This window comes from Stenotrophomonas sp. GbtcB23, assembly GCF_019091045.1.
GTDB classification, from domain to species: Bacteria; Pseudomonadota; Gammaproteobacteria; order Xanthomonadales; family Xanthomonadaceae; genus Stenotrophomonas; species Stenotrophomonas rhizophila_A.
The window spans coordinates 45,372-70,561 of record NZ_JAGXKC010000019.1 but is presented as its reverse complement, the minus strand read 5'-3'; the positions used below and the strand labels follow the sequence as shown (position 1 = coordinate 70,561).

Sequence of the window (25,190 nt, the reverse complement as noted above, 5' to 3'; positions counted from 1 at the left end):
AGAAGGATTGCGGGACGATGGTTTCAGGGAAGAAGCGTACGCGCGCGCGTAGCGCGTGGCTGCTGCTGTGCGGGTTCGTACTGGTTGGCACTGCCACCTTCGCCAGCGCCGCGCAGGCCGCCGACAAATCGCAGCAGGCCTATTGGGCCGGTTTTGCCTACACCGCCGACCAGAGCGCCGTTGAAGCCAGCACCCCGCGTGCGGCCGCCGTGCTCAAGGCGCGTGGCCTGGCCCCGCTCAACCAGGCCCTGTGGGCCCGGCTGCAGGCGCAGCGCCCGGCCAGCCTGGAACTGATCGACCAGCCGCTGGCGATGCTTGATGGCACCACCAGTGCCACGGTGCTGGCCACCGCGCTGGACCGCGAGCTGGTGTCGATCGAACCGATTGGTGGCCAGTACAAGGTGCTGGTGGAAGTGGCGCTGCAGGCGCTGTTCTTCGATTTCCGCGAACGCCAGGTGGTGGCGTCCTACCCGATCACGCTGCAGCGCATCGACGTGATGGAGTTCCTGCCGGACGAGGACGACATCGACGCGATCGTGGCTGACCTGCTGTACGGCAAAGCCGCCACCGGCCTGCCGCAGGTGCTGGCCGATACGCTGGCCAAGGCAAAGCTGCCGGCCGCGTCGACGCGCCGCCTGCAGGTGGGCGAGGTAACCCTTTCCGATGCGGTGCGCGCCAAGCTGCCCGATGCGGTGGATGAGCAGGTGCTGCGCGCCACGCTGGCCCATGAACTGTCCAAGACGCTGTCGTCCAACACCGGCATCGGGCTGCTGCCGCCGGCCACCGGCCAGGCGATCGGCGGTGCGATGGCCGCGCGCTTTGCCGACGGCAAGGTGTACCAGCTGAAGATCCCCGAGCCGGATTACGTGGTGAAGCTGCGCCTGGATGCGCTGAAGAACGGCGTGATCAATGAAACCCCGGCGATGAAGACGATGCTGTTCGGCGCGTTCTTCCAGGCCACGGTGGTGGAGCCGTTCTCGGGCAAGGTGTTCTTCGACCAGCCGCTGCGCAAGGGCGCCACCAAGGTGGTGCCGTCGACCCAGTGGCACGTTGACCAGTGGTCGGCCAGCTACGAAACCACGCTGGCCGGCCTGGACGCCTTCGCCGGCGCCGCCGCCAAGCGCGCGGATTCGAAAGCGTGGCTGGACGAACAGAAGCCCGGCGGCAAGCCGCTGCAGCAACAGACCCAAGCCCTCCAGGAGTTGATCACCTCATGCCGTTGATTCGTGCCGTACTGCTGATTCTCATTGCACTGATGGTTGCCGCGCCGGTTGCGGCGCAGACCGCCAGTTCCCGTGGTACCGGTTCGGCCAGCTATGGCCTGCGCCTGAGTGCCGACACCCGCGCCCAGGCCCTGAACAAGGCCAAGGTCAATGCACTGGAGGCGTACATCGCCGAATCCGGCGCGGCCAAGCTGCGCCTGTTCGAAGACCGCCGCGCCGAGTTCATCGGTGAAATCGACCGCTACGTGCTGTCGGCGGTGCCGCTGTCGGACACCGAAGACAAGAAGGCCAAGACCTACACCGTCAGCGTCCGCGCCGAAATCAACACCACCCTGCTGCAGACCAAGCTGGATGCCGGCTCGGCCACCGCCGGTGCGCGCAGCAACGAGCGGTCGATGCTGACCTTCCTGTTCATCGCGCGCTCGCAGGACACCGTGCAGTCGTTCCAGGACAAGGAATACCGCCGGGTCGACGCCAGCCAGAGCTACGACGAGAAGACCCGCGAAGGCGACAGCTTCCGTGGCAATTCGGTGAGCACCAACGGCAGCATCAACCAGAACGCGTCGGTGTCGATCACCGCCGGTGGCAGCACCACCGCGCGCAGCGACAACATCGCCTGGAAGGTGGCCAACGCCAACGAGATCAACACCGCGATGACCGGCGCGTTCAGCGCAGCCGGCTATGAAGTGGTGGAAGCGGAATACGTGGAAGGCGAATCGCGTGGCCTGCTGAGCATCGAGCGCATCCGCAAGGACTTCAGCACCGGCAACGACCTGTCGGCCGCCACCCTGCGCGATACCGCCAATGGCATCAAAGCGGCCAACATCCCGTACCTGGCGGTCGGCACGCTGGACGTGGGCATGCGTGACCGCGATCCGGTCAGCGGCAACACCCGCGTGTTCGTCACCGTCACCGGCAAGGTGCTGGACGTGAGCGGCCGCTTCCCGAAGACCGTGTCGTCGGTGGGTCCCGTGCAGTTCTCCGGCACCGGTCCGAACGAGACCGTGGCCCGCACCAATGCGCTGCAGATCGCCGCCGAGAAGGGTGCGCAGCAGATGATCAACGAATTGAACGTCAAGGCCGTGCGTTAAGGCGTACCGACCAACGGTCGGTACCGACCGGTTCGCGCCAACATTTTCCAACAAGGAATTACCCAATGATCCGCAAGACCCTCATCGCCCTGGCCATCGCCACCACCTTCGCCGCCCCGGCGCACGCGCAGTTCGGCAAGCTGAAGGACCTGGCTGGCGGCGGCAACAGCGCCGCGGCCGCTTCGGCCGGCGCCCCGGACGAAGCCGCGCAGGAAGCGCTGGTGCGTCGTTTCGTGTCCTCGCAGTCGCACTCGATCGACGCCCAGACCTCCTTCGCCAAGGCCTTCGGCCTGGCCGAGCAGGTCAAGCTGCTGGAAGCCGAGCGCATGGCGCTGTCGTCCGGTTCGGTCAACGTGGACCAGATGAAGAAGTCGGTGTCGGTCAGCGAAGCAGCCCAGGCTGCGATCGATGAGCGCGTGGCCGCGCAGCCGGAGCTGAGCGCCGAATCCAAGCAGCACTACACCACCGGCCTGGTCGCCCTGGTCGCATCCGCTGCCGAAGGCCAGAAGCTGAGCGGTGAAGCCAGCAACTTCGCCAACGGCATGAAGAGCCTGAGCGGCACCCAGCTGGTCACCGTGGGCCGCAAGCTGGCCGCCGGTGCGTGGGTGGCCAAGGAATCGCCGGGCTACCTGAAGGGCCTGTACTCCTCGTCGAAGGCCGCGCTGACCTTCGCCCGCGCCGCCAAGATCAAGGTGCCGGGCAACGCCGAGTCGATGCTCGACAGCCTGTAATCGAAAGGAACGCCACGCATGCAGACCTCATACCGACTGTTGAGCCTGGCCCTCACCGCTGCCCTGCTTGCCGCCTGCGGCAAGCAGGAGGCACCGGTGGAGACCGCGGCGCCGAAGGCCGAATCCAAGCTGGACGCACCGGCTGAAAAGCCGCTGCGCGACGCCCCGGATTTCGGCGGCACCACCCAGGTGGCGCGTGAAGCCGAGGGCATCGGCAGCACCCCGGAGCTGGCGGTGCTGGCCGCGTTGCAGTCGGCGGTGGCACAGGTCAATGGCGTGCGTGTCGCCAGCCAGATGCAGAGCCTGCGTGCGGGCCTGCATGTGGACGTGGATGGGGAACACGTCGGCGATATCCGCGCCGACGCGTTCTCCCAGCAGATGATTGCCGCCTCGCAGGGGGCGGTGCTGGGCTACGAGATCCTCTCGCAGGAAGAAGTCAGCCAGCTCGATGAAGAAGTGATTGCCCGCGTGCGCGCCAGCGACGCCGGCTACAGTTATTCGGCGTCTGCCTCGGCCAGTGGCTCGGCGCAGGCGCAGGCAGAAGCTGCCGGTGGCGGGAGTTCCGCATCGGCCAGCATCAAGGAAAGCTACAAGGAACAGGCCAGCGTGGATGCCAAGCGCGGCGCGCAGTCGTTCGAATCCGATGTCAGCCGCCGCACGATGCGCAGCTACTGGAAGGTGCGCGTGCGCGCCGATATCGCCAAATACCGCGCCCCGGACGAACAGGGCCGGCCGAAGATCGTGGTGGCCCAGCCACACGTGCGCAGCGGCACCTATGCCGTCGGCGATGGCCGGGTGGCCAGCGATGAAGTGGCCGCGGCCATTCGCGCGCGCCTGAACGACACGCTGACCCAGACCAAGCGCTTCATCGTGCTGGACCGTGAGTTCGGCGAGGAGATGCAGGCTGAGATCGACCACATCAACAGCGGCAACGTGCGCCTGCAGGACACCGCGCGGCTGGGCCAGCAGCTGGCCACCGACCTGATCCTGATTCCGACCATCGAACGCTTCGAGTACCCGCGCAGCGTGCGCAACCTGCGCATGTCCGACCGCCAGGTGACCTCGTATTCGGGTGGCGGGCGCATCACCCTGCGCCTGATCAACGCGACCACCGGTGAGGTGGTGATGTCTGACAGCTTCGACCACCAGCTGGCCTCGACCGGCCCGAGCACCCTGCCGCGCGTGGTGGATGGCAAGGGCATGGCGGCGGCGATGATGGATTCGCTGTCCGGGCAGATCGGCACGGCGATCATCACCGAGATCTTCCCGGTGTCGGTGGTGGCCATGACCGGCGACCAGGTGGTCCTGAGCCAGGGCGGTGAATCGCTCAAGGTCGGCCAGCGCTGGCAGGCGGTGATGCTGGGCGAGGAGCTGAAGGACCCGCAGACCGGGCGTTCGCTGGGCCGCAATGAAACCCCGTGCTGCACGATCCGGGTGGACCGCGTGGCATCGCAGACCTCCTACGGCACCATTGAAGGCGGTGCGGACCTGGGGGGAGCGAGCTTCAAGCCGGGTTCGATCGAGCTGCGTTCGCAGGCCGGTGCGGTGAAGCCGGCCGCGTCGGCGGCGACGGCATCCAGCGGCAGCGCGAAGCCGAAGCCGGCGCGCGCGGCGGCGCCGAAGGCGGCGGCGCCGGTGGAAGATCCGAACTGGTGATGTGTATCGGCGCCTGATGGGCGGCTTCGTTGGGTTGAAACGCCGGTTGCAGTGCAGCCGGCGTTTTTGTTTTGGGCTCCGGATGCTTGCGCCGCGCTGCGCGCGGTGTCCGGCCAACGGCCGGGGCTACGAAGTGTTACGTGGTGGTTGGGATCGGGATCAATCAACCGCAAGCGGTAGCGCCGGCCGTTGGCCGGCCCAGGAGGCCCATGTCGCGCGCGGGACGGTTATGATCCGTGGATGATGGGGTTGTCCCAACTGCGGAGAAAACGATGAAGCGAGTGGTTTTGAGCGTGCTGGCACTGTCGGTGTCCAGCGCCCTGATGGCGGCGACGCCGAAATTCGATGGCGCGCGGATCTCCGCCGACGTCAAGGAACTGGCCTCCGACGCCTATGAGGGCCGCTCGCCCGCCACGGCCGGCGAAGCGAAGACCATCGCTTTCCTCAGCAAGCAGTTCGCGGCCGCCGGCCTGCAGCCGGGCGGCGACCTGAAAGACGGCAAGCGCCTGTGGACCCAGGCCGTGCCGCTGCTCAAGGGCGATATCGTCGGCACGCCGAGGCTGGCGCTGTCCAGCAAGGGCAAGCCGCAGTCGCTTACCCAGGGCCAGGAAATCGCGGTGCGCGCGGCCATGAACGGCGCGTCCGAAGTGGATATCCAGAACGCCCCGCTGGTGTTCCTGGGCTACGGCGTGAACGCGCCGGAGCGCAATTGGAACGACTTCAAGGACGTGGACCTGAAGGGCAAGATAGCCGTCGTGCTGATCAACGACCCGGACTTCGAAACCGGCGAAGGCGATTTCGACGGCAAGGGCATGACCTACTACGGCCGCTGGACCTACAAGTACGAGGAGGCCGCCCGCCAGGGTGCGCTGGGCGTGCTGATCGTCCATGAAACCGCGCCGGCCTCCTACGGCTGGGCCACGGTGGCCGGTTCCAACACCAACACCATGTTCGACGTGGTCCGCGACAACCCGGCCGAAGCGCACCCGCTGCTGGAAGGCTGGATCCAGCGCGACCTGGCGGTGGACCTGTTCAAGCGTGCCGGGCAGGACTTCGAGGCGCTGAAGAAGCAGGCCCAGCGCCGCGATTTCAAGCCGGTGGAGCTGAAGGGCGAAACCCTGTCGGCCAAGTACGCGGTGAAGACCGAGGTGATCACCTCGCACAACGTGGCCGCGCGCCTGGAAGGCAGCAAGCACCCGGATGAGACCGTGGTGTACAGCGCGCACTGGGACCATATCGGCGTGGGCAAGCCGGATGCGAACGGCGACACCATCTTCAACGGCGCGCTGGACAACGCCAGCGGCACCGCCTCGCTGGTGGAACTGGCCCGTGGCTTTGCCAAGGGCAAGCGCCCGGAGCGTTCGGTGCTGTTCCTGGCCGTGACCGCCGAAGAGAAGGGCCTGCTGGGTTCGGAGTTCTACGCCAGCCACCCGCTGTACCCGCTGGCCAAGACCGTGGCGGTGATCAACATGGATGGCATGGCGCCGTTCGGCCCGTCGCGTGATTTCGGCATCTATGGCTCGGCCAAGCTGGAACTGCTGGACCAGCTGAAGGACGTGGCCAAGGGCTGGGATATCCGCTACACCCCGGACCCGAAGCCGGAAGCCGGCCTGTTCTTCCGTTCCGATCACTTCCCGTTCGCCAAGCGTGGCGTGCCGGCGGTGTCCTACTCGGCCGGCCAGGACTGGGTGGACGGCGGCGTGGCCGCAGGCAAGGCGGCCTCGGACGATTACACCGCCAAGCGCTACCACCAGCAGGGCGACGAGTGGCAGCCGGACTGGAAGTTCGCCGGCGCCGCCCGCGATCTGGAAGTGCTGTACACGCTGGGCAACCAGCTGGCCAACTCCCGCAGCTGGCCGAACTGGAGCGATGACTCGCAGTTCCGCGCACCGCGCGACGCCAGCGCCGCCGAGCGCAAGTAAGCACCACGCCCCGCCGGCACCTGCCGGCGGGGTATGGTCTTCGGCCTGCTGTACGTGGGACACGCATGGCGTGTCGCTACGCCCCCGGACCGGCCGTAGGGACACGCCATGCGTGTCCACGCGGTCCCTGGCACCCCGGCGCCACGCCGGCACCGTTTCATCCCTGCTTTCCCGGCTTCCATCGCATGGCGCTTGTGCCCTCCACGGGCACGGCTATCCTCACACCATCCCATCGTGAAGACGCCGCCGTGTTTGCCAGCCTTTCCCTGATTCTCCGTATTCTGGTGGCCTGGGCCGCGGCGATCGTCGTGGCCGGGTTCGTGTGGAGCGGCTTCTTCCACGGCATGGATGAAGGCCCTGGCTGGGTGTTCGGACTGCTGGCGCTGTTCCTGATGATCACCGCGCTGGGCAGCTGCATCACCCACCTGCGCCGGGTCTCGACCCTGGCAGGGCGCCTGGATGCGGCCACCCTGTCCAGCCGTCAGCGGCGCCAGATCGAACTGCCGATGGACGCCGGCGAGGCCTTCAGCCTGGTTGAACAGGCGATCAAGGAACTGCCGCGCGTGGAAGACATCGAAAGCGCCGCCGGCAGCCTGCAGGTGCGCGCCTACGTGCGCCGCGTGGACCCCTACAACGGCCGCCCGCCGTCGCGCTGGAACCTGCCGGCGCGCTGGGCGATCAAGCGCAACAGCGTGCTGGCCACGGTCACCCCGGGGCAGGGCACCAGCAGCGTGACCCTGGTGTTCGAGCCCGATGCCGGGGTGTGGGCCGACCTGCTGGCGGTGGACGAAGGCAGCAACTACGAGAACGCCGAAGCGGTCAGCCGCGCCATCACCCGCCGCGTGTCCGAACAGCGCCGCGACGAGCAGGCGGCGGCCGAGCAGACCGCCACTGAAAAGGAACTGTCGGTGGCGCGGCTGAACCTGCTGCACGCACAGGTGGAACCGCACTTCCTGTACAACACGCTGGCCAACGCGCAGGTACTGACCCGCACCGATCCGCCGCGCGCCGACCAGATGCTGGGGCACCTGATCCAGTACCTGCGCAGTTCGCTGCCGAGCGTGGACGAATCGATGTCCACCCTGGGCGTGGAGCTGGAGCGCACCAAGGCCTACCTGGAAATCCTCAAGATCCGCATGGGCGCGCGGCTGGCACTGCAGGTGGATGTGCCGCCGGCGCTGGAAACCGTACCGCTGCCGTCGATGGCGCTGCAGACGCTGGTCGAGAACGCGATCAAGCACGGGCTGGAGCCCAAGCCCGGTGGCGGCACGGTGTGGATCATCGCGCGCGCCTTCGATGACCACGTCACCCTGACCGTGGCCGATGACGGCCTGGGCTTCGGGCAGGGCAGCAGCGGCACCGGCATCGGCCTGAAGAACCTGCGCGAACGGCTGCGCCTGACCTGCGGTGAACGCGCCGGCGTGGCCATCGTGTCCAACTTCCCCAGCGGCGTGGCGGCAACGATCACCTTGCCGCGCGACGCACGCGAGGCGATCCATGCTGCTTGATGCCCTCATTGCCGAAGACGAAGACCTGCTGCGCCAGTCGCTGGTGGCCCAGCTGCAGCGGTTGTGGCCGGAACTGCGGCTGGTGGCCGAATGCGAAGACGGCGCCGGCGCGCTGGAGCGGCTGGCCGAACTGAAACCGGACCTGGCCCTGCTCGACATCCGCATGCCTGGCATCAGCGGCATCGAGGTAGCGCGCGCGCTGCCGGAGATCAGCCCGCGCACCCAGGTGGTGTTCGTGACCGCCTACGACCAGTACGCGATCGATGCCTTCGAGCAGGGCGCGATGGATTACCTGCTCAAGCCGGTCAGCGACGAGCGGCTGCTGGCCACGCGCGAGCGCATCCTGGCGCGCATGCAGATGGGCCGGCCGGACAACGCGATGCTGGAGCAGCTGCTGCAGCGCCTGGGCCAGCAGCCCGGGGCGCACTCGAACGCGCCGCCGCTGGCGTGGATCACCGCCAGCAATGGCCGCGATACGCAGCTGATCATGCTCGAAGACGTGGTCTACTTCCGCGCCGACAGCAAGTACACCACGGTGGTGACCGAGGCCGGCGAAAGCCTGCTGCGCACGCCGCTGCGCGAGCTGCTGGAAGTGCTGGACCCGCAGCGCTTCCGCCAGATCCACCGCTCCACCATCGTCAACATGAAAGCGGTGGCGGCGGTGAGCCGCGATGACACCGGCCGTGGCCAGCTGCGCCTGAAGCAGCGGCCGGAAGTGCTCAACGTGAGCCAGCCGTTCATGAGCCTGTTCCGCGGCATGTAAAAAACAATGCCACCGTGTTCGCGCACGGTGGCATCGGGATCCCCCTGGACCTGGTGGGGTCAGAAGGCCGGTTGCAGGTGCAGGTTCTGGCCGGGGTCGGGTTCGCCGACGTGGTTGAGCTGGCCGACCAGTTCCGAATGCTGCTTCATGCGCCCGATCTCCCGCATGATGCGGATGTCTTCGTGGCGCAGCTCACGCCTGGCAGTGACCGCCTGCTTGTAATCGAGCACTTCCGGGTAGAGCTGGGCCATGTCCAGCGCTTCGGCCACGCATTCCACGGTGTCGGCATCGGAGGTGATCCGCGCCCGGCTGTTGAACGCCTTCATCCAGCGCTCGAAGCCGGCGGTGTGGTCGAACATGTTGGCCATGAACCAGATCACGAACAGGATCGAGACCCACGAGCCGAACACGATCACCACGCGGGTGAAGGTGATATGGAAGTCGTCCTTCCACAGGTAGTTGGCGATCAGCCCGAGGATCAGCAGCGAGGCCGCCTGCCACCCAACGATGGACGCCATCAGCCACTGGCCCTTGGCCTTTGCCAGGGTGGCCACTTCTTCGCGGATCTGCTGCTCACTCTTGCTGCGCCAATGCGCGACCTGCTTTTCGAACGGGCTGCCGTAGAGCTCGTTGTCCTGGAGCAGTAAACCTAAACCTTTGAACAAAGCGATCATCACGGGCTCCTTCGGGAACGTGCAGCGGCGCATTTGGACGGACGGTGAGGCGGGTTCAGTTCTAGCACTTTCATTTCGCTTGGCAATGGGCAGTGCGACAAAACGCCGCAGGGGTCTTAACTGAATACGTGGCGAGCCGAATTTTTTGCGCGATGCGTCATCGAAAACTGCTCGAAAAACTGAAAAACCGGCCCGGTTTTCTGCTGCACTTGCACAATTCATGGGTGAGATGACGCAACAGCGTGGCCCGGGCGTCATGGATCACGCAGAATTGACGCAACCGCGCAGGATCGCGGTCCTCTCGACCCCCTGGAAGGCCCCTGATGTCGTCACTGCTGCACCGTCTCACCGCCCCCGCTACCGTGCCGATCCGGCGCTGGGTGCTGGGGGCTTTCCCGCGTGGGCAAAGCGGGATTGACTACGACCACCCGCTGGGCGAACCGGGCTGGTTCGGGCCCGATAGCGTGACCTGGCGGGTGCATGCCGAGTTTCCGGGGATGCTGGCCGGCGGGCTGTGCGCGCTGATGCTGCAGACCCTGCACCCGCTCGCGCTGGCCGGGGTGTATGACCATTCCAACTTCCGCGATGACCTGGTGGGGCGGCTGCGCCGCACCACGGCGTTCGTGGCATGTACCAGCTACGCGGCGTCGGGCGAAGTGGAGGCGTTGGTCGGGAAGGTGAAGCGCATCCACGCACACGTGCGCGGGCAGACGCAGGATGGGCAGGCGTATTCGGCAGATGATCCGGCGTTGCTGACCTGGGTGCATGTCACCGAGGCATACGGCTTCCTGCAGGGCTACCGGCGTTACTGCCGCGAGGTGCCGGAGCCCATCGCCGACCGGTACTACGACGAGTACCGGCGCGTGGCCGAAGCGTTGGGTGCCACCGATGTGCCGGCTTCGGAAGCGGAGGTGGAAGCGTACTTCGCGCGGCAGCAGACGCTGCTGCGGTTCGATGCGCGCTCACGTGAAGTGCTGGCGGTGTTGTCCAGCATCCGGCTGCCGGTACCGATGGCGGGGCTTTCGCGCGAACTGTTCCTCGGCGCCGGTGCTGCGCTGCTTCCAGAGTGGGCCACGACGATGCTCGAACGCACGCCGTTGCAGCGCACCCAGGCACGGGCTTCCGCGCGGTTGCTGCAGGGCATGTCGCCCTTGTTCCGCCGCGCGCTGCAGGACGGCGTAGCGGCGCGCGCCTGCGCGCGTGTAGGCGTGCCAACAAGCACGCTCGCCCATTGGTGAACCGGATGACGGATCGGTAGGGTCAATTCCCAAACGACTGCCGATAACGTGTGCGATTTCATTTACGCATGACCTGAAACGAAGGTGTCTCTCCGTTCAACGTCATGCGTCCCCGTGCCGATCATCGCCATCGGCAGTCGTTTGGGAGCCGACGCTACCAGCGGGTACATTCCCCCCAAAAAAACGGGCGCCGAAGCGCCCGTTCTTGTCACCACACCTTGACCCGCTTTTCGGGGGCCAGGTACAGCTTCTGGCCGTCCTTCACCTCGAAGGCGGGGTACCACGCGTCCAGGTTGCGCACGGTGAGCGCGCGGAACTGGCCGGGGGCGTGCACGTTGGTCAGCAGCGAATTGCGCAGGGCCTGTTCGCGGGCCTTGCTGCGCCACGCCTGGGCGAAGCCCAGGAAGAAGCGCTGGTCAGGCGTGAAGCCTTCCAGGGTCTGGCCCGGCTTGCCCTGCAGCGACAGCTGGTAGGCGTCGTAGGCCGTCGCCAGGCCAGCCACGTCGGCGATGTTCTCGCCCAGGGTGAGGCGGCCGTTGACCGACACGCCCGGGAACGGCTGGTAGCTGCTGAACTGCGCAGCCAGCGCATCGCCGGCGGCATTGAACTTCTTCAGGTCCTCGGCCGTCCACCAGTTGTGCAGCTTGCCGGTTTCATCGAACAGCGCACCGGCGTTGTCGAAGCCATGGCTGATCTCATGGCCGATCACCGCGCCGATCGCGCCGTAGTTCACCGCATCGTCGGCGGCACCGTCGAAGAACGGCGGCTGCAGGATCGCGGCCGGGAACACCAGGCGGTTCTCCAGCGGCACGTTCATGGCGTTGATGGTCTGCGGCAGCATCGCCCATTCGCTGTGGTCCACCGGCTGGCCCAACTTGGCCAGGTTGCGGCGGTACTCGAACTGGCTGGCGCGCTCGGCGTTGCCCAGCGCATCGTCGCGCTTCACTTCAAGGCCGGTGTAATCGCGCCACTTGTCCGGGTAGCCCATGCCCACGGTGAGGCCTTCGACCTTGGCCTTGGCGTGCGCCTTGGTTTCCGGCGACATCCATTCCAGCGCGTCGATGCGCTTGGCGAAGGCGGCGATGATGTTCTTTGCCATTTCATCGGCGCGCGCCTTGGTGGCCGGGTCGAAGTGCTTTTCGACATACAGCTTGCCGATCGCTTCGCCCACGGCGGTGTTGCTCTCATCCACCGCACGCTTCCAGCGCTCGCTCTGCTGCGGGGTGCCGTTGAGGGTGGTGCCGTGGAAGGCGAAGCGCGCATCGGCCAGTGCCTTGGGCAGGTACGGCGCGGCGCGGTCCAGGGCGTGGAAGGTCAGGTAGTCCTTCCACACATCCAGCGGTTCGGTGGCGACCAGGCGCGAGATGCCGGCCACGGCCTTGGGCTGCCACACGATGAAGTCGTCCTGCTTGTCCAGGCCGGCGGCGGCCAGGAACGCGGCCCAGTCCATGCCCGGCGCCTTCGCGCTCAGGTCGGCCTGCTTCCACGCGTTGGCACCCTTGGCCACGTCGTTGGTTTCTTCCTGGGTGGCGTGCGCCTGCGCGATGCGGGTTTCCAGCGCCAGGATGCGCTGCGCCTTGGCGGCCGGGTCGGCTACGCCGGCCAGCTGCAGCACCTGGGCGATATAGGCCTGGTACTGCTTGCGGATATCGGCCATGCGGCCGCCCTGCAGGTAGAAGTCGCGGTCAGGCAGGCCCAGGCCACCCTGCACCAGGTAGGGCGCATTGCGGTCCGGCTGCAGCAGGTCCACCGACACCCAGGTGCCGAACAGGCGGTCGGTGTAGAAGTTGGTGGCGTTGAGCAGGTCCACGTCGGCGCGCAGGGTGCCGCCCAGGGCGGTGGCCAGCGCGGCCTTGTCGCCGATGCCGCCGATGGCATCCAGCTCGGGCTTGATCGCGCCCATGCCGCGCGATTCGATCCCGGCTTCGTCCATGAAGGCGGCGTAGTAATCGCCGATCAGCTTGGTTTCGCCGCTGGCCTTGGTATCGGCGGCGGCGCCTTCGAGGATGGCGCGGGTGTCGGCCAGGGTCTTCTCGGAAATGACGTTGAAGCTGCCGTAGCTGGAGCGGTCGGCCGGAATTTCGGTGTTCTTGACCCAGCTGCCGTTGGCGAAGCCGAAGAAGTCATCGCCGGCGGCGACGCTGCGGTCCATGCCGGCGGCATCGAAGCCGAAGCTGCCCAGCTGCGGCTTGGGCGCGGCGGGCGGGGCGGCGGTATCGGCCGGCGGGGCGGCGGTCGGCGCGGCCGCATCGCGGTCGCAGGCGGCCAGGCCCAGCGACAGGCTGGCGGCAATGGCAAGCATCAGGGTGGGGCGGCGCAGCTTGGACATGAAGTTCTCAGGCAACGGGGAAACCCCAAGTCTAATCCGCCGCCCGGCCCGGGAACCGGCGGGATCTGGCGGGAGTTGTGGCCGCATTGGGCTGCGTCAAGGTGTGACGGCTGTCGCACCCCTTCCCGAGCCGGGCGGGCTGGTGCATGCTGGGGGCAAGGCGCTGGGCCAAGGCCTTGCCCGTTGGGAACGGGCAAGAGAGACGTCAAGAAATTGCGACGTCGGCCGCTCAGGTTTGGGGAAACCAGGAAGCGTTTACATGAAGTCAGGCCGTCACCGAGGTAGAGGTACGCGATGCCCGCGCTGAGCCAGCCCATGGCGCGGCCGCTGCGCACCATCGTGTGGCTGGGCATCGGCCTGGGCCTGCTGCTCGGTGCGGGCCTGCTGGTGATGCTGGCCAATGATTACCAACGCCGGTTGGAGGCCGCCCAGCGGCAGAGTACGGCGCTGGCCACCGGTTCGCAGCGCCTGCTGCGACTGGAACTGCGCAACCTGGAACGCGCCATGCGCGGCATCGCCGCCGACGGCGCGCAGCTGTTCGAGCACGTGCCGGCGCAGGCACCGGACCTGCTGGACGAGGCCATCGATGGGGTGCTGCAGCGGCATGCGGAGCTGGAAAGCATCGTGGTGGTGGACCAGTTCGGCCGTGCGCTGACCAGCGGGGGCGGTGACCTGACCCTGCCGCTGTGGGCGGTGGAGGCCCATCGTGGCCAGGACAGCCAGCTGTATCTGGGCCCGCCGCAGGACCTGGGCATGCGCCGCTGGGTGCTGCCGCTGGCGCTGCGCATGGGCGAGGACCGGTGGCTGCTCAGCCGGCTGCATACCAGCGAGCTGCAGTCGATCATCAGCGGGCTGGATATCGGCCTCCACGGCGTGCTCTCCATCAGTGATGTCACCGGCCACCTGCTGGCGCGCAGCCCCGACAACGACGGCTTGACCGGCCAGCAGTTCAAACTGCAGCGGCGCGACCTGCTGGGCAGCGATACGGTGCTGCCGCTGGGCGTCGAACACAGTCCCATCGACAAGGTCGAGCGCATCACCACCCTCACCACGCTGGCCGAATACCCGCTGGCGGTGTACGCCGGGCTGGGCCGGCAGGATGTGCTGGCGCCGTGGTGGCCCTACGTGCAGGCCTCGATCGGCCTGTACCTGCTGTACTGGGGGGCGTTCGCGCTGGTCTACACCAGCCTGCGCCGTGCCACCCGCCGCCAGGATGCGATGAGCGAGGAGCTGCGCACCGGCCATGCCGAGCTGCGCATGGCCCACCAGGTCGGCAAGATCTGCACCTGGACGGTGGACGAGGACGCCTCGGTGCTGCGCTGGTCGCCGCTGGCGCGGGAAATTTTCGGCATCCCGCTCGATTCCCTGCCGGTGGCCGATTTCTTCAACCGGGTGCACCACGAGGATGCACAGCGGTTGCAGGCGGCGTTCGACGATGCGTTTGCCGGCAATGGCGTGCTGGATGAGATGTTCCGCATCGTGCTGCCCGGTGGTGCCACGCACTGGGTATCGGCGCGTGGCCAGCAGGTGGGTGGCAGCGACCGCGAGCGGCGCATGATCGGCGCGCTCACCGACGTGAGCGAGCGGGTCCAGGCGCTGGCACGCGCGCAGCAGGCCGAGCGCCAGTTCCGCCTGCTGTTCGACCGCAACCCGGCACCGTTCTGGGTGTTCGATCCGGACACGCTGCGGTTCCTGGAAGTGAACGAAGCGGCGGTGCGCCAGTACGGCTACAGCCGCGACGAATTCCTGGCGATGAGCATCCTGGACATCCGCCCACGCGAAGGCTGGGAGGAAATCCGCGGCGCGATTGCCAACGCCGCCAGCGGCGACCTGCAGGATGCCAAGGTGCGCCTGCACCGGCGCAAGGACGGCACCGTATTCGAAGTGCGCGCGCACCTGGCGCGGTTGGACTTCGACGGGCGCGAGGCCTGCCTGGTGCTGGCCGAGGACATCAGCGACCGCATGGCCTATGAGCGTGACCTGGCCTACCACGCCACCCACAACCCGGCCACCGGGCTGCTCAACACGCGCGCGCTGGCCGCGCAGCTGGATGAGGACGGCGGCAGCTACACCATCGCCTACGTGCAGTTCCGTGGCCTGCAGCTGGTGGCCGATACCCTGGGCCGCGAAGTGGGCGACGTGGTGCTGCAGGCCATGGCCAAGCGCCTGGGTGGGCTGGGCGTGCGCTATGGGTTGCTGGCGTTCCAGCCGGCCGAGGATTTCATCTTCGCCATCCGCGACGACCACGAGCGCCAGACCGCGCTGGATACGCTGGTGCAGACCGTCTCCGAACCCGTGCGCGGACAGGACTGGCTGCACCAGTTCGAACCGCGCATTGGCGTGGCGGTGAAGTTCGACGGCGATGTGGTCAGTGCCGAACAGGTGATCGGCATGGCCGCGCAGGCCGCGCATGCCGCGCGCGACGAAGGCAGCGTGATTGCCTGGTTCGACAGCGCGGTGAGTTCGCGGCTGGCCGACCGGCTGCGGCTGGCCGGGCGCATCCACAGCGCGATCGATGCCGAATTCGCGCTGTACTTCCAGCCGATCTGCCACGCCAGCGATGGCAGCCCGGCGGCGCTGGAGGCGCTGCTGCGCTGGCCGCAGGCCGATGGCAGCTTCATTCCGCCGGGCGAGTTCATCCAGCTGTGCGAAGACACCGGGTTGATCCTGGCGCTGGGCCGCTGGGTGATCCGTGAAGCAGCGCGTGCGCAGCGCCAGCTGGTGGATGCCGGCTGGGACCTGCCGATCGCGGTGAACGTCTCGGCGGTGCAGTTCTTCAACAGCGACCTGGTGGCCGAGTTCAGCCGTGCCAGCCAGGAATTCGGGCTGGCGCGCGGCGCACTGCACGTGGAGCTGACCGAGAGCAGCCTGATGCGCAAGCCGGGCCAGGCCAAGCAGACCATGCAGCGCATGCACGAGCAGGGCATCCATATTTCGCTGGATGATTTCGGTACTGGTTATTCGAACATGTCCTACCTGCAGCACCTGCCGCTGGACATCCTGAAGATCGACCGCAGCTTCGTGGCCGATGTGGAAACCAACCCGCGCAACGCCTCGATCTGCCGCGCGCTGTTGTCGCTGGGCCACAGCATGGGCCTGACCGTGATCGCCGAAGGCGTGGAAACCCCGGGTCAGCACGAATGGCTGGCCGCGCACGGCTGCGACCAGGTGCAGGGCTTCCTGCTGGGCCGGCCGGCGCCGCTGGCCGACGTGATAGGACGGCTGGAAACCGCCGCCGCGTAAAACGGCGGCCGGCATGCCGAACGGTGGCGCCGACTGTTAGTCGGCTGCATCACCAGGCGCAGGGCTACGGGCAGCCATATGCTGTGGCGAAGAGCAGCCGACTAACAGTCGGCGCTACCAGTAGATGTCACCAGTAGATGTCACCAGTAGATGTCACCAGTAGATGTAACCAGTAGATGTAACCAGTAGATGTCACCCAGTAGATGTCACCCGGTAGATGTCACCCAGTAGGTGTCACCCAGTAGATGTCACACAGTAGATGTCACCCAGTAGATGGCACCCAGTAGATGGCACCCAGTAGATGGCACCCAGTAGATGTCACCCGGTAGATATCACTCAGTAGATGTCACCCAGGGTGCGCCATCAGTGGAACAATGCGCACTGGTTTTGGCATTTATCATCACCGGTGAAATCAATAAGCTGGGTCGGCATCGTTCTCGGTGCATTCGCCTCCTGGAGCCCCCATGACCCGCCTGCCCTCGCTGTACATCTCCCACGGTTCGCCGATGACCGCGTTGCAGCCGGGGCTGGTCGGCGTGCGCCTGGCCGAGCTGGCCGCGCAGCTGCCGCGCCCGCGCGCGATCGTGATGGCCTCGGCGCACTGGCTGACCCGCCAGCCGGTGGTGGGCGCGCACCCGCAGCCGCCGACCATCCATGATTTCGGCGGCTTCCCGCAGGCGTTGTTCGACCTGCAGTACCCGGCGCCGGGCGACCCGGCCCTGGCCGAGGAGGTCGCGCAGCGGCTGGTGGCCGCCGGGCTGCCCACCGGCGTGGACCCGACCCGTGGCCTCGACCACGGCGCGTGGGTGCCGCTGCGCCTGCTCTACCCGCAGGCTGACATTCCGGTGGTGCCACTGGCGCTGCAGCCGCTGCAGGGCCCGGCCCACCAGTTCGCGCTGGGCCGCGCGCTGGCGCCGCTGCGCGAACAGGGCGTGCTGCTGGTCGGCTCGGGCAGCATCACCCACAACCTGCACGACTTCCGCGACTACCAGCGCGGCGGCGAAGCGCCCTATGTGCGCCCCTTCATCGAATGGGTGGAGCAGCGCCTGCAGGCCAACGACAGCGCCGCGCTGCTCGATTACCGCCGGCAGGCGCCGTATGCCGAACGTGCGCACCCCACCGACGAGCACTTCCAACCGCTGCATTTCGCGCTTGGTGCCGCCGGCGGTGAGGTGCTGGGCGCGCAGCGCATCGATGCCGGCATCGATGCGGGCATGCTGGCGATGGACATCTACCGCTTCGACGGGCAGGCGGCCTGAGTTTGCCGTTGTAGGACGCGGTTCGGGGTGGGTGTGGTAATTTTTTTCCAGGCTCTCTGGAAAATGCATGCATACGATTGAAGTCGTCCTGGCGATGCTGGTGGCGGTGGTCGCCAGCGGCTACCTGGTCCGCGTACTGCCGTTGTCGCTGCCGCTGCCGCTGGTGCAGATCGGCCTGGGTGCGGTGATTGCGGGGGTGTTCAACCGTGGCCACGCGCTGGAGCCGGAGATGTTCTTCCTGTTGTTCCTGCCGCCGCTGCTGTTCCTGGACGGCTGGCGCATTCCCAAACAGGGCCTGTTCCGCGACAAGGGCGTGATCCTGGAGCTGGCCTTTGGGCTGGTGGTGTTTACCGTGATCGGCGCGGGCCTGCTGATCCACTGGATGATTCCGGTGATGCCGTTGGCGGTGGCGTTCGCACTGGCGGCGATCATTTCGCCGACCGACCCGGTGGCGGTCAGTTCGATCGCGTCGCGCGCGCCGATTCCCAAGCGGCTGATGCACATCCTGGAGGGCGAATCGCTGTTGAACGATGCCTCCGGCCTGGTCTGCTTCCGCTTCGCGGTGGCCGCGGTGATGACCGGTACCTTCTCGCTGGCAACGGCCTCGGTGACGTTCCTGTGGGTGGCGGTGGCCGGCCTGGCGATCGGCGTGGCGGTGACGCTCGGTGTGTCCACCTTCCAGCGCTGGCTGTGGCGGCGCTTCGGCGAAGAGCCAGGCGCGGCGCTGCTGGTCAACCTGCTGATTCCGTTCGCGGCCTACCTGCTGGCCGAAGAGGCCAACGCCTCGGGCATTCTCTCGGCGGTGGCCGCCGGTATCACCATGAGCTATGTGGAGCTTACCGGCCGCGTGTCGGGCAGCATGCGCGTGCAGCGCATGGCGGTGTGGAACATGCTGCAGTTCTCCTTCAACGGCATCATGTTCGTGCTGCTGGGCGAGCAGCTGCCGGGCATCGTGGACCGCGCCATGACCACGGTGAGCGAAAGCGGGCACCAGAGTGCGTGGTGGCTGCTGGTGTACGTGGTGGTGATCAACCTGGCCCTGGTGCTGCTGCGCCTGGCCTGGGTGTGGCTGTCGCTGCGCTGGAGCGTGCTGCGTGCCAAGCATCGCGGTGAGGCGCGGCCAGGCACCTCGTGGCGCATCGTGGTGGCCACCTCGGTGGCCGGCGTACGCGGTGCGATCACGCTGGCCGGTGTGTTGACCCTGCCGCTGTTCCTGCCCGATGGCAGCGCCTTCCCGGCACGCGACCTGGTGATCTTCCTGGCCGCGGCGGTGATCCTGGTGTCGCTGGTCGGTGCCAGCGTGGCGCTGCCGCGCCTGCTCAAGGGGCTGGAACTGCCGGCGGATTCGGGCGAGCGCAAGGAAGAAGACCTGGCGCGGCGGCTGGCCTCGAAGGCCGCGCTGGCCGGGGTGGAGCGCATGCGCCAGCAACTGGTGCAGAACCAGACCACCGACAACGTGCAGCTGTACAACGATGCGGCCTCACGGGTGAGCCTGCTGTACCAGCGCAACCTGGAAAAAGACCAGGGCCCGGATGCGGACCCGGAAAAGGTGCGGCGCATGGAGCAGGGCTACCGGCAGCTGCGCAGTGCCGGGTTGACCGCCGAACGCGAAGAACTGTTCCGGTTGACCCGGCGCGGGCGGATTTCCGACGAGATCTCGCGCAAGCTGATCCGCAACCTGGACCTGCTGGAAACCCGGCAAAAGGATTGACGGCGCAGCCGTCAATCCCGGGTAGCAACCGACCGTGGGTCGGTTGACCGATTATTCCGGCTTCTGATCCAGGTAATACGCCACCACGGTGCCCTTGACCTTGATGGTCATCGGGTTGCCCCGGCGGTCGCGGGCCTTGCCGGCCTGCACGCGGATCCAGCCTTCGCTGACCGAGTATTCCTCGACGTTGTCGCGCTCGACATCGTTGAAGCGGATGCCCACGCCGCGCTCCAGCGCTGCGGCATCGTGGAAGGGGCTGGTGGGGTTGATCGCCAGGTGATCGGGAGGGGTATCGCTCATGGTCATTGGATGCTGACAGCCACCACGGCCATCTTCAGGCACACAGGATAACCGTAGGGTGGCCGTGGCAGAATGCCTGCCTGTCTCCAGGAATACCGGCCATGCCCGACAACAGCGACTATTTCGACTTCGAAGAAGACGAACGCGATTTCGACGAAGACGACTTCGAGGCCCGGATCTGGAACCTGTTCGTGCTGATCAACCCGGGCGACGAGGAACTGGGCCTGCAGCAGTTCAACCGCTGGCGCGAGGCGCTGCTGGAGAACGGTGAGGAGATCGACGAGGAGGCCGACTGGCTGCCGCCGCTGATGGCCGCCATTGCCTGGCAGTCCGGCTTCGAGGTGGAGCGTGAAGACACCGATGCGCTGGTGTCGGCGGTGAATGAGCTGTCCGCGCGCTGGAACCTGCAGCTGGACTGGGGTGGCGACCTGGATGACGAGGATTTTGCCGCCCACGTCGACGCGCCGCGGCTGATGGGCACCGCCTACGACCGCCTGCGCGAGCACAATTACTCGCTGTGGAGCGTGGATACCGGCAACGGCGGCCTGGCCGGCTGGATGGCACTGCAGCGCGATGATGACGCCATGCTGGCGCTGTGTTCGCTGCTGGGGGTGGAAGTGCGGCCGGGCTCGGATCCGTTCTGACAGGTCACCCGACCCACGGTCGGGTGCTACCGGCGGATCAGGCCGTGTATTGCGATCTGGCGTTGGCGATGACGGCTTTGACCAGCGCCCGGTCGGTGTGCCGGGAAATGGCGGTCGCACCCAGCGCGATGGCCTGCAGGCGCAGGGGCGCGGGGACGTCGTAATGCGCGCCGCTGCGGCGGTTCTGGAAGGCCCGCCGGGGAATCCCGAGCTGCGCCGCCATGGCGTGCAGCTCGGGCAGGGTGTCGGCCATCAGATGCGCCCAGCGCTCGCCGCGCCAGGGGTGTACCGCATCGTCGATATAGACTGTCACCGGGTGGCCGTGGCTCAGGCCTGCGGCTTGTCGTCGCTGGCGGCCGGGGTGGCTTCGGCGTCCTCGGCAGCCGGTTCGGCGGCCGGGGCGTCTTCGGCAGCGGTGTCAGCGTCGTCGCCTTCTTCGCCTTCCACGCCTTCGAACTCGGAAACCAGCTGGCTCAGGTACTCGTCGGCGGTCTTGCCTTCATCGGCGGCCAGGTCGTCGATCAGCTGCTGCAGCTGGGTCGAGTATTCCAGGGTGACCTTGCGGCCTTCCTTCTCCTGGACATTGGAGAGGTGCTTGAGCATGGCCAGCATCGGCACCGGGTTGTCGGCGTTGCCCATGGTCTGGCCGCCGATGGCCAGCAGCCATTCGGTGCCCTGCAGGCCGATCGCAGCGACCACCTGGCCTTCTTCATTGGTCAGCACGGCATGGTTCTGGACCGGCTGCTGGGCGTTGAGGCGGTTAATCGGGCGCTTGGGCTGGAGCTTCTTGCGCTTGTCGCGCTTGGCCTTGGACTGCTTGGACATGGAATCGGTCTATCGGTACGGGAAAGACCGCCATTGTAGTGGGGGTTGCGCGGGGATGCTGGGACGAGCGGCTCATGGCCATGCACACCCCCCGATAGGTAACGACCGTTGGTCGTTACGCCCGAAGGGCTCAGGGCGAAGCGGAGACGGGGGCAGCGGCCGGGGCCGGTGCCGGCGCGCCCTGGGCCGCCTGGATGTCGGCGTCCTGGACGGTCGGCGACAGCGCCACTTCCTGGCCCGAACCGGCCAGCGCGGCGGCTTCGGCGGCCTTGGTCATCACCACGATGCTGATGCGGCGGTTGATCGGGTTGTCCGGCTGGGTCTTGTCGAACAGCACCGAGGAGGACAGGCCGACCACGCGGGTGACCTTGTCGTCGGCCATGCCGCCATCGAGCAGCGCACGCCGGGCGGCATTGGCGCGGTCGGCGCTGAGCTCCCAGTTGCTGTAGCCATGGGCGGCGTTGTACGCGGTGATGTCGGTATGGCCGGTGATGCTGATCCGGTTCGGCACGTGGTTGATGAACTGCGAGAGCTCGCGAAGGATGTCGCGGGTGTAGGTCTTCAGCGCGGCACTGCCCATGTCGAACATCGGCCGGTTCTGCTTGTCCACGATCTGGATGCGCAGGCCTTCCGGGGTCAGGTCCAGCAGCAGCTGGTCCTTGAACGGCTCCAGCGCCTGGCTCTTGCTGATCGCTTCTTCCAGTTCCTGCTTGAGCACTTCCAGCTGCTTCTTCTCACGCTCCCGCTCGTCTTCCTGCGGCACCGGGCGCTCGGCCTGGTGGTTCTGGAAGGGGTCGTTGCTGTTGCCGCGCGACACATCGGTGGCGCCGCCCAGCTTGATCATCGAGGTGCTGGCGCCACCCGGGCCGGCCATGCCCGGGGCGGGCGTGGGGCTCTGCCCCGTGAGCGGGCTGGGGTTGCGGAAGTATTCGGAAATGGACGCGCGTTCGGGCTTGGTGGTGGCCGCCATCAGCCACAGCACCAGGAAGAACGCCATCATGGCCGTGACGAAGTCGGCGTAAGCCACCTTCCAGGCGCCGCCATGGTGCGCGGCGTGGCCGCCCTTCTTGACCCGGCGGACGATGACGGTGGGTTTGTTCTCGGCCATGGCGGTGCCTTACTTGACCGTCTTGAGGTGCTGTTCGAATTCGCTGAAGCCCGGACGCACGTTGGACGGCAGGGTCTTGCGCGCGAACTCCAGCGCGATCTTCGGGTTGTAGCCGCGCAGGCAGGCCAGCAGGGCGGTCTTGACCGACTCATAGATGCGGCTGTCCTGCTCGGCGCGTGCTTCCACGGCCGCCGCCAGCGGGCTGACGAAGCCGTAGGCCAGCAGGATGCCCAGGAAGGTACCCACCAGCGCGCCGGCCACGTGCGCGCCCACTTCGGTGATTTCGCCACCGATCGAGCCCATGGTGATCACGATGCCCAGCACCGCCGCCACGATGCCGAAGCCGGGCAGGCCGTCGGAGACCTTGTTGAGCACGGCCGAGGGCTGCATGGCTTCGGCGTGGTGCTTTTCCAGTTCCATTTCCAGCAGCGGTTCCAGCTCGTGCGGTTCGATGTTGCTGCCGATCATCAGGCGCAGGCAGTCGGTCATGAAGTCGACCAGGTGGTGGTCGGCCTGCACCTTGGGATAGTTGGCGAAGATGGCGCTGTCGGCCGGGCGCTCGACATGGTCTTCCAGCGCCATGAAGCCTTCGCGGCGGGCCTTGTTGAGCAGTTCGTAGAGCAGGCTCAGGACATCGATGTAGTCCTGCTGCTTGTAGCGCGGGCCCTTGAACACGCCCACCGTGGCCTGCAGGGTCTGCTTGACGGTCTTGAGCGGGGTGCCGACCAGGAACGCGCCCAGCGCCGCGCCACCGATGATGACCAGCTCATAGGGCTGCCACAGCGCGCCGAGCTTGCCGTGCGCGCCGACATAGCCGCCGAGCACGCTGAGGATGACGATGAGGAAGCCAACAATGATGAGCATGGGGCGGGCGCGGCGGTGGGGATATCACCATGTCGGCCTGGCGCGCGCATTCTGAAGGGGGGCTTGGTCGGACGTCACAGTTTTGGCCGGCACGTCGTACCCACCAACGGTGGGTACCTACCGGTGCATCGCCCGGAGGGTGCCGACCCGCCTCGTCCGGAGGGTGCCGCCCCCTGGTAGGTGCCCACCGTTGGTGGGCACGCATTGCCGGGCCGTTCAACCCGCTGGCTGGGCCTCGGCTCCCCCGCGCTGCAGCGGATCCGGATACGGCTGGCCATTTGGGGTAAACGACAGCGAGACCGAATTCAGGCAATGCCGCTCGAACGTCGGCGCCGGGCCATCCGGGAACACGTGACCGAGATGGCTGTCACAGCGGGCGCAAACGATTTCAGTTCGCACCATGCCATGACTGACATCACGGATTTCGCGCACATGGTCCGGGTCGAACGGGGCGAAGAAGCTCGGCCAGCCGGTACCGGAGTCGAACTTGGTGCTGGAACGGAACAGCGGCAGGCCGCACAGGCGGCAGCCGTAGACGCCGTCCTGCTTGTTGTCCAGGAACACCCCACAGAACGGGGCTTCGGTGCCGTGCTGGAGCAGGACGCGGCGCTCGTCGGCGCTGAGCCCGGCCACCAGCGTGTCGCGCTGGGCGTCGCTGGGCGGGGAGAGATCGAATGCGGTCATGGGTGGTCCTCGTGGGGATGGCAGGAAAATGGGGGCGGCGGCGCCCGGGGGCAAGCGCCGATGGCATTCATGGTGCTGACACGCGCGCTGGCGCAGGGTGAATGCATGTCACGTCGTGAGTCCGCCGCCATGAAACGCTTCTTCCGGGGTGTCGTGTCGCTGGCCGTGCTGCTGCCGCTGGTCGCGGTGGCGCAGATGGCCGCGCCACGCAAACCCACCGATACCCGCCCGCCCACCCCCGTGGTACCTGCGCAGGCGCCGTTGCCCGCGCCGGTGAACACCCCGGCGCAGACGACGCAGCAGCTGCGCACCCACCCCATCCAGAGCCAGGGGCCGGCCCAGGTGGTGCCGCCTCCGCCGCCGGCCACCACCGCGCCACCCAAGGTGTATGACCGACACGGCCGCATCGTGCCGGGCATGAAGCAGGCTGGCCCCAACCGCGTACTGGATACGCGCACCGGCCGCTATTACGACGCGGTGCCCGCCGGTGATGGCCAACGCATCAAGCCCTGATGCATGAACGTTTCACAACCAATGCCCGCAGTCATCGGTGTCAACGCCGCAGCTCACTGCAATTTCGCCTGCGATTAACCGCCCGTCGCCGAGTCTGTACGTGCGCCGCAACAACGCGCATCCCCAAGCTCAGAAGGTGCAGTTATGGCTAATCAGCAGAAGGGCAATCCCGGCAAGATGCCGCAGGAACAGCAGGGCCAGCAGAACCAGAAATCCGGCCAGCAGAACCAGCAGCAATGGGATCAGCAGAACCAGAAGGGTGGCAAACAGCAGGACCAGCGCCACCAGGACCAGAAACAGCAGCGTTGATGCCTCTGGTCGGCAGCTACACAGGCGGTGCGCGCAAGCGCGCCGCCTTTTGCGTTTGCGAGGGTCGGTGCGGGGCGGGTCAGTCCGGAATCGGCAGGGTCAGCGTTTCCTTGACCTCTTCCATCACGATGTAGCTCTTGGATTCGCGCACGTGCGGCAGGGTCAACAGGGTGCTGCCCAGCAGCTTGCGGTAGGAGGCCATTTCGCTGATGCGCGCCTTGAGCAGGTAATCGAAATCGCCCGAGACCAGGTGGCATTCCAGTACGTTGGGCAGCTTCAGCGCTGCGCGGCGGAACTCCTCGAAGATGTCGCCGGATTTGTAGGCCAGGCTGATCTCCACGAACACCAGCAGGCTGGCCTTGAGGTACTGCGGGTCCAGCCGTGCGTAATAGCCGGTGATGGCGCCATCGCGCTCCAGCCGGCGCACCCGCTCGGTGCAGGGGGTGGTGGACAGCCCGACGCGCTCGCCCAGTTCGGTGAAGGAAATGCGCCCCTCCTCCTGCAGGATGCGCAGGATCTTGCGGTCGATCTTGTCCAGCTCGCGGGCACGGGCGGCCATGGCGTCAGCCTCTCAGTGGTGTTGGCGGGACAATAT

23 protein-coding genes are annotated in these 25,190 nt (G+C 67.0%); 14 read left to right on the top strand and 9 right to left on the bottom strand.

The features are described from left to right. Window positions 1-17 precede the first annotated feature (17 nt). From KVS69_RS10005 to KVS69_RS09975, 7 genes are all read left to right on the top strand, one after another. Window positions 18-1,223 carry a hypothetical protein gene (locus KVS69_RS10005; RefSeq protein ID WP_237334311.1) on the top strand — a complete coding sequence of 402 codons (1,206 nt, stop codon included), beginning with the start codon at window positions 18-20 and terminating at the stop codon, window positions 1,221-1,223. Continuing rightward, window positions 1,214-2,314 carry a hypothetical protein gene (locus KVS69_RS10000; RefSeq protein WP_217537937.1) on the top strand — a complete coding sequence of 367 codons (1,101 nt, stop codon included), beginning with the start codon at window positions 1,214-1,216 and terminating at the stop codon, window positions 2,312-2,314. The genes KVS69_RS10005 and KVS69_RS10000 overlap by 10 nt, the downstream gene beginning before the upstream one ends. Window positions 2,315-2,379: 65 nt before the next feature. Beyond that, window positions 2,380-3,045 carry a hypothetical protein gene (locus tag KVS69_RS09995; RefSeq protein ID WP_068848935.1) on the top strand — a complete coding sequence of 222 codons (666 nt, stop codon included), beginning with the start codon at window positions 2,380-2,382 and terminating at the stop codon, window positions 3,043-3,045. 18 nt (window positions 3,046-3,063) lie between these two features. Next, window positions 3,064-4,701, top strand: coding sequence for a CsgG/HfaB family protein (locus KVS69_RS09990; protein WP_217537936.1), 1,638 nt, complete (start codon window positions 3,064-3,066; stop codon window positions 4,699-4,701). A gap of 272 nt (window positions 4,702-4,973) precedes the next feature. Then, entirely contained in the window at window positions 4,974-6,623 is a 1,650-nt protein-coding gene (locus KVS69_RS09985) for a M28 family metallopeptidase (protein WP_217537935.1), read from the top strand. A 248-nt stretch (window positions 6,624-6,871) separates the two neighbouring features. Next, window positions 6,872-8,131 (top strand): histidine kinase, encoded by a 1,260-nt coding sequence (locus KVS69_RS09980; RefSeq protein WP_093533046.1) that lies wholly within the window; start codon window positions 6,872-6,874, stop codon window positions 8,129-8,131. Then, window positions 8,121-8,894, top strand: coding sequence for a LytTR family DNA-binding domain-containing protein (locus KVS69_RS09975; protein ID WP_217537934.1), 774 nt, complete (start codon window positions 8,121-8,123; stop codon window positions 8,892-8,894). Before KVS69_RS09980 ends, KVS69_RS09975 begins: the two co-directional genes overlap by 11 nt. A gap of 59 nt (window positions 8,895-8,953) precedes the next feature. Here the strand turns inward: KVS69_RS09975 and KVS69_RS09970 are convergent, their stop codons facing one another. Beyond that, window positions 8,954-9,568, bottom strand: a complete 615-nt coding sequence (locus KVS69_RS09970) for a hypothetical protein (RefSeq protein ID WP_184124514.1) — start codon at window positions 9,566-9,568, stop codon at window positions 8,954-8,956. Window positions 9,569-9,891: 323 nt separating this feature from the next. Between KVS69_RS09970 and KVS69_RS09965 the strand changes: the two genes are divergently transcribed. Beyond that, the gene (locus tag KVS69_RS09965) at window positions 9,892-10,806 is read left to right on the top strand and encodes an oxygenase MpaB family protein (RefSeq protein ID WP_217537933.1); all 915 of its coding nucleotides are present in this window, start codon (window positions 9,892-9,894) and stop codon (window positions 10,804-10,806) included. A gap of 208 nt (window positions 10,807-11,014) precedes the next feature. Here the strand turns inward: KVS69_RS09965 and KVS69_RS09960 are convergent, their stop codons facing one another. Continuing rightward, entirely contained in the window at window positions 11,015-13,135 is a 2,121-nt protein-coding gene (locus KVS69_RS09960) for a M13 family metallopeptidase (protein WP_217537932.1), read from the bottom strand. A 294-nt stretch (window positions 13,136-13,429) separates the two neighbouring features. Between KVS69_RS09960 and KVS69_RS09955 the strand changes: the two genes are divergently transcribed. From KVS69_RS09955 to KVS69_RS09945, 3 genes are all read left to right on the top strand, one after another. Further along, window positions 13,430-16,378 (top strand): EAL domain-containing protein, encoded by a 2,949-nt coding sequence (locus KVS69_RS09955; RefSeq protein WP_217537931.1) that lies wholly within the window; start codon window positions 13,430-13,432, stop codon window positions 16,376-16,378. Window positions 16,379-16,842: 464 nt separating this feature from the next. Then, window positions 16,843-17,637 (top strand): class III extradiol ring-cleavage dioxygenase, encoded by a 795-nt coding sequence (locus KVS69_RS09950; protein ID WP_217537930.1) that lies wholly within the window; start codon window positions 16,843-16,845, stop codon window positions 17,635-17,637. A 67-nt stretch (window positions 17,638-17,704) separates the two neighbouring features. Next, window positions 17,705-19,348: a Na+/H+ antiporter gene (locus KVS69_RS09945; RefSeq protein ID WP_068848952.1), complete on the top strand. Its 1,644-nt coding sequence runs from the start codon at window positions 17,705-17,707 to the stop codon at window positions 19,346-19,348. A 51-nt stretch (window positions 19,349-19,399) separates the two neighbouring features. On the opposite strand, the gene KVS69_RS09940 is transcribed toward KVS69_RS09945, so the two are convergent. Beyond that, window positions 19,400-19,648 (bottom strand): DUF3297 family protein, encoded by a 249-nt coding sequence (locus tag KVS69_RS09940; protein WP_068854531.1) that lies wholly within the window; start codon window positions 19,646-19,648, stop codon window positions 19,400-19,402. 101 nt (window positions 19,649-19,749) lie between these two features. Between KVS69_RS09940 and KVS69_RS09935 the strand changes: the two genes are divergently transcribed. Next, window positions 19,750-20,292, top strand: coding sequence for a hypothetical protein (locus KVS69_RS09935; protein ID WP_068848954.1), 543 nt, complete (start codon window positions 19,750-19,752; stop codon window positions 20,290-20,292). A gap of 37 nt (window positions 20,293-20,329) precedes the next feature. Here the strand turns inward: KVS69_RS09935 and KVS69_RS09930 are convergent, their stop codons facing one another. The 5 genes from KVS69_RS09930 to msrB all read right to left on the bottom strand — a co-directional run bounded on the left by KVS69_RS09930 (window position 20,330) and on the right by msrB (window position 23,773). Then, complete coding sequence (locus KVS69_RS09930) at window positions 20,330-20,605, bottom strand: DUF4031 domain-containing protein (RefSeq protein ID WP_068848955.1); 276 nt, start codon at window positions 20,603-20,605, stop codon at window positions 20,330-20,332. Window positions 20,606-20,619: 14 nt separating this feature from the next. Further along, complete coding sequence (locus KVS69_RS09925) at window positions 20,620-21,117, bottom strand: hypothetical protein (protein ID WP_217537929.1); 498 nt, start codon at window positions 21,115-21,117, stop codon at window positions 20,620-20,622. A gap of 130 nt (window positions 21,118-21,247) precedes the next feature. Further along, entirely contained in the window at window positions 21,248-22,225 is a 978-nt protein-coding gene (gene motB / locus KVS69_RS09920; protein WP_095364551.1) for a flagellar motor protein MotB, read from the bottom strand. Between the two features lie 9 nt (window positions 22,226-22,234). Beyond that, a complete protein-coding gene (gene motA, locus KVS69_RS09915; RefSeq protein WP_068848960.1) occupies window positions 22,235-23,089 on the bottom strand; it encodes a flagellar motor stator protein MotA in 855 nt (284 codons plus the stop codon). 216 nt (window positions 23,090-23,305) lie between these two features. Then, a complete protein-coding gene (gene msrB, locus KVS69_RS09910) occupies window positions 23,306-23,773 on the bottom strand; it encodes a peptide-methionine (R)-S-oxide reductase MsrB (protein WP_217537928.1) in 468 nt (155 codons plus the stop codon). A 129-nt stretch (window positions 23,774-23,902) separates the two neighbouring features. Here msrB and KVS69_RS09905 point away from each other — a divergent pair, with 129 nt between their 5' ends. Together KVS69_RS09905 and KVS69_RS09900 are read left to right on the top strand one after the other, a co-directional pair. Then, entirely contained in the window at window positions 23,903-24,286 is a 384-nt protein-coding gene (locus KVS69_RS09905) for a classical arabinogalactan protein 4 (protein WP_217537927.1), read from the top strand. Between the two features lie 144 nt (window positions 24,287-24,430). Next, window positions 24,431-24,595, top strand: coding sequence for a lana protein (locus KVS69_RS09900; protein ID WP_068848964.1), 165 nt, complete (start codon window positions 24,431-24,433; stop codon window positions 24,593-24,595). Window positions 24,596-24,674: 79 nt separating this feature from the next. On the opposite strand, the gene KVS69_RS09895 is transcribed toward KVS69_RS09900, so the two are convergent. Continuing rightward, window positions 24,675-25,154, bottom strand: a complete 480-nt coding sequence (locus KVS69_RS09895) for an Lrp/AsnC ligand binding domain-containing protein (RefSeq protein WP_068848966.1) — start codon at window positions 25,152-25,154, stop codon at window positions 24,675-24,677. Window positions 25,155-25,190: the final 36 nt, after the last annotated feature.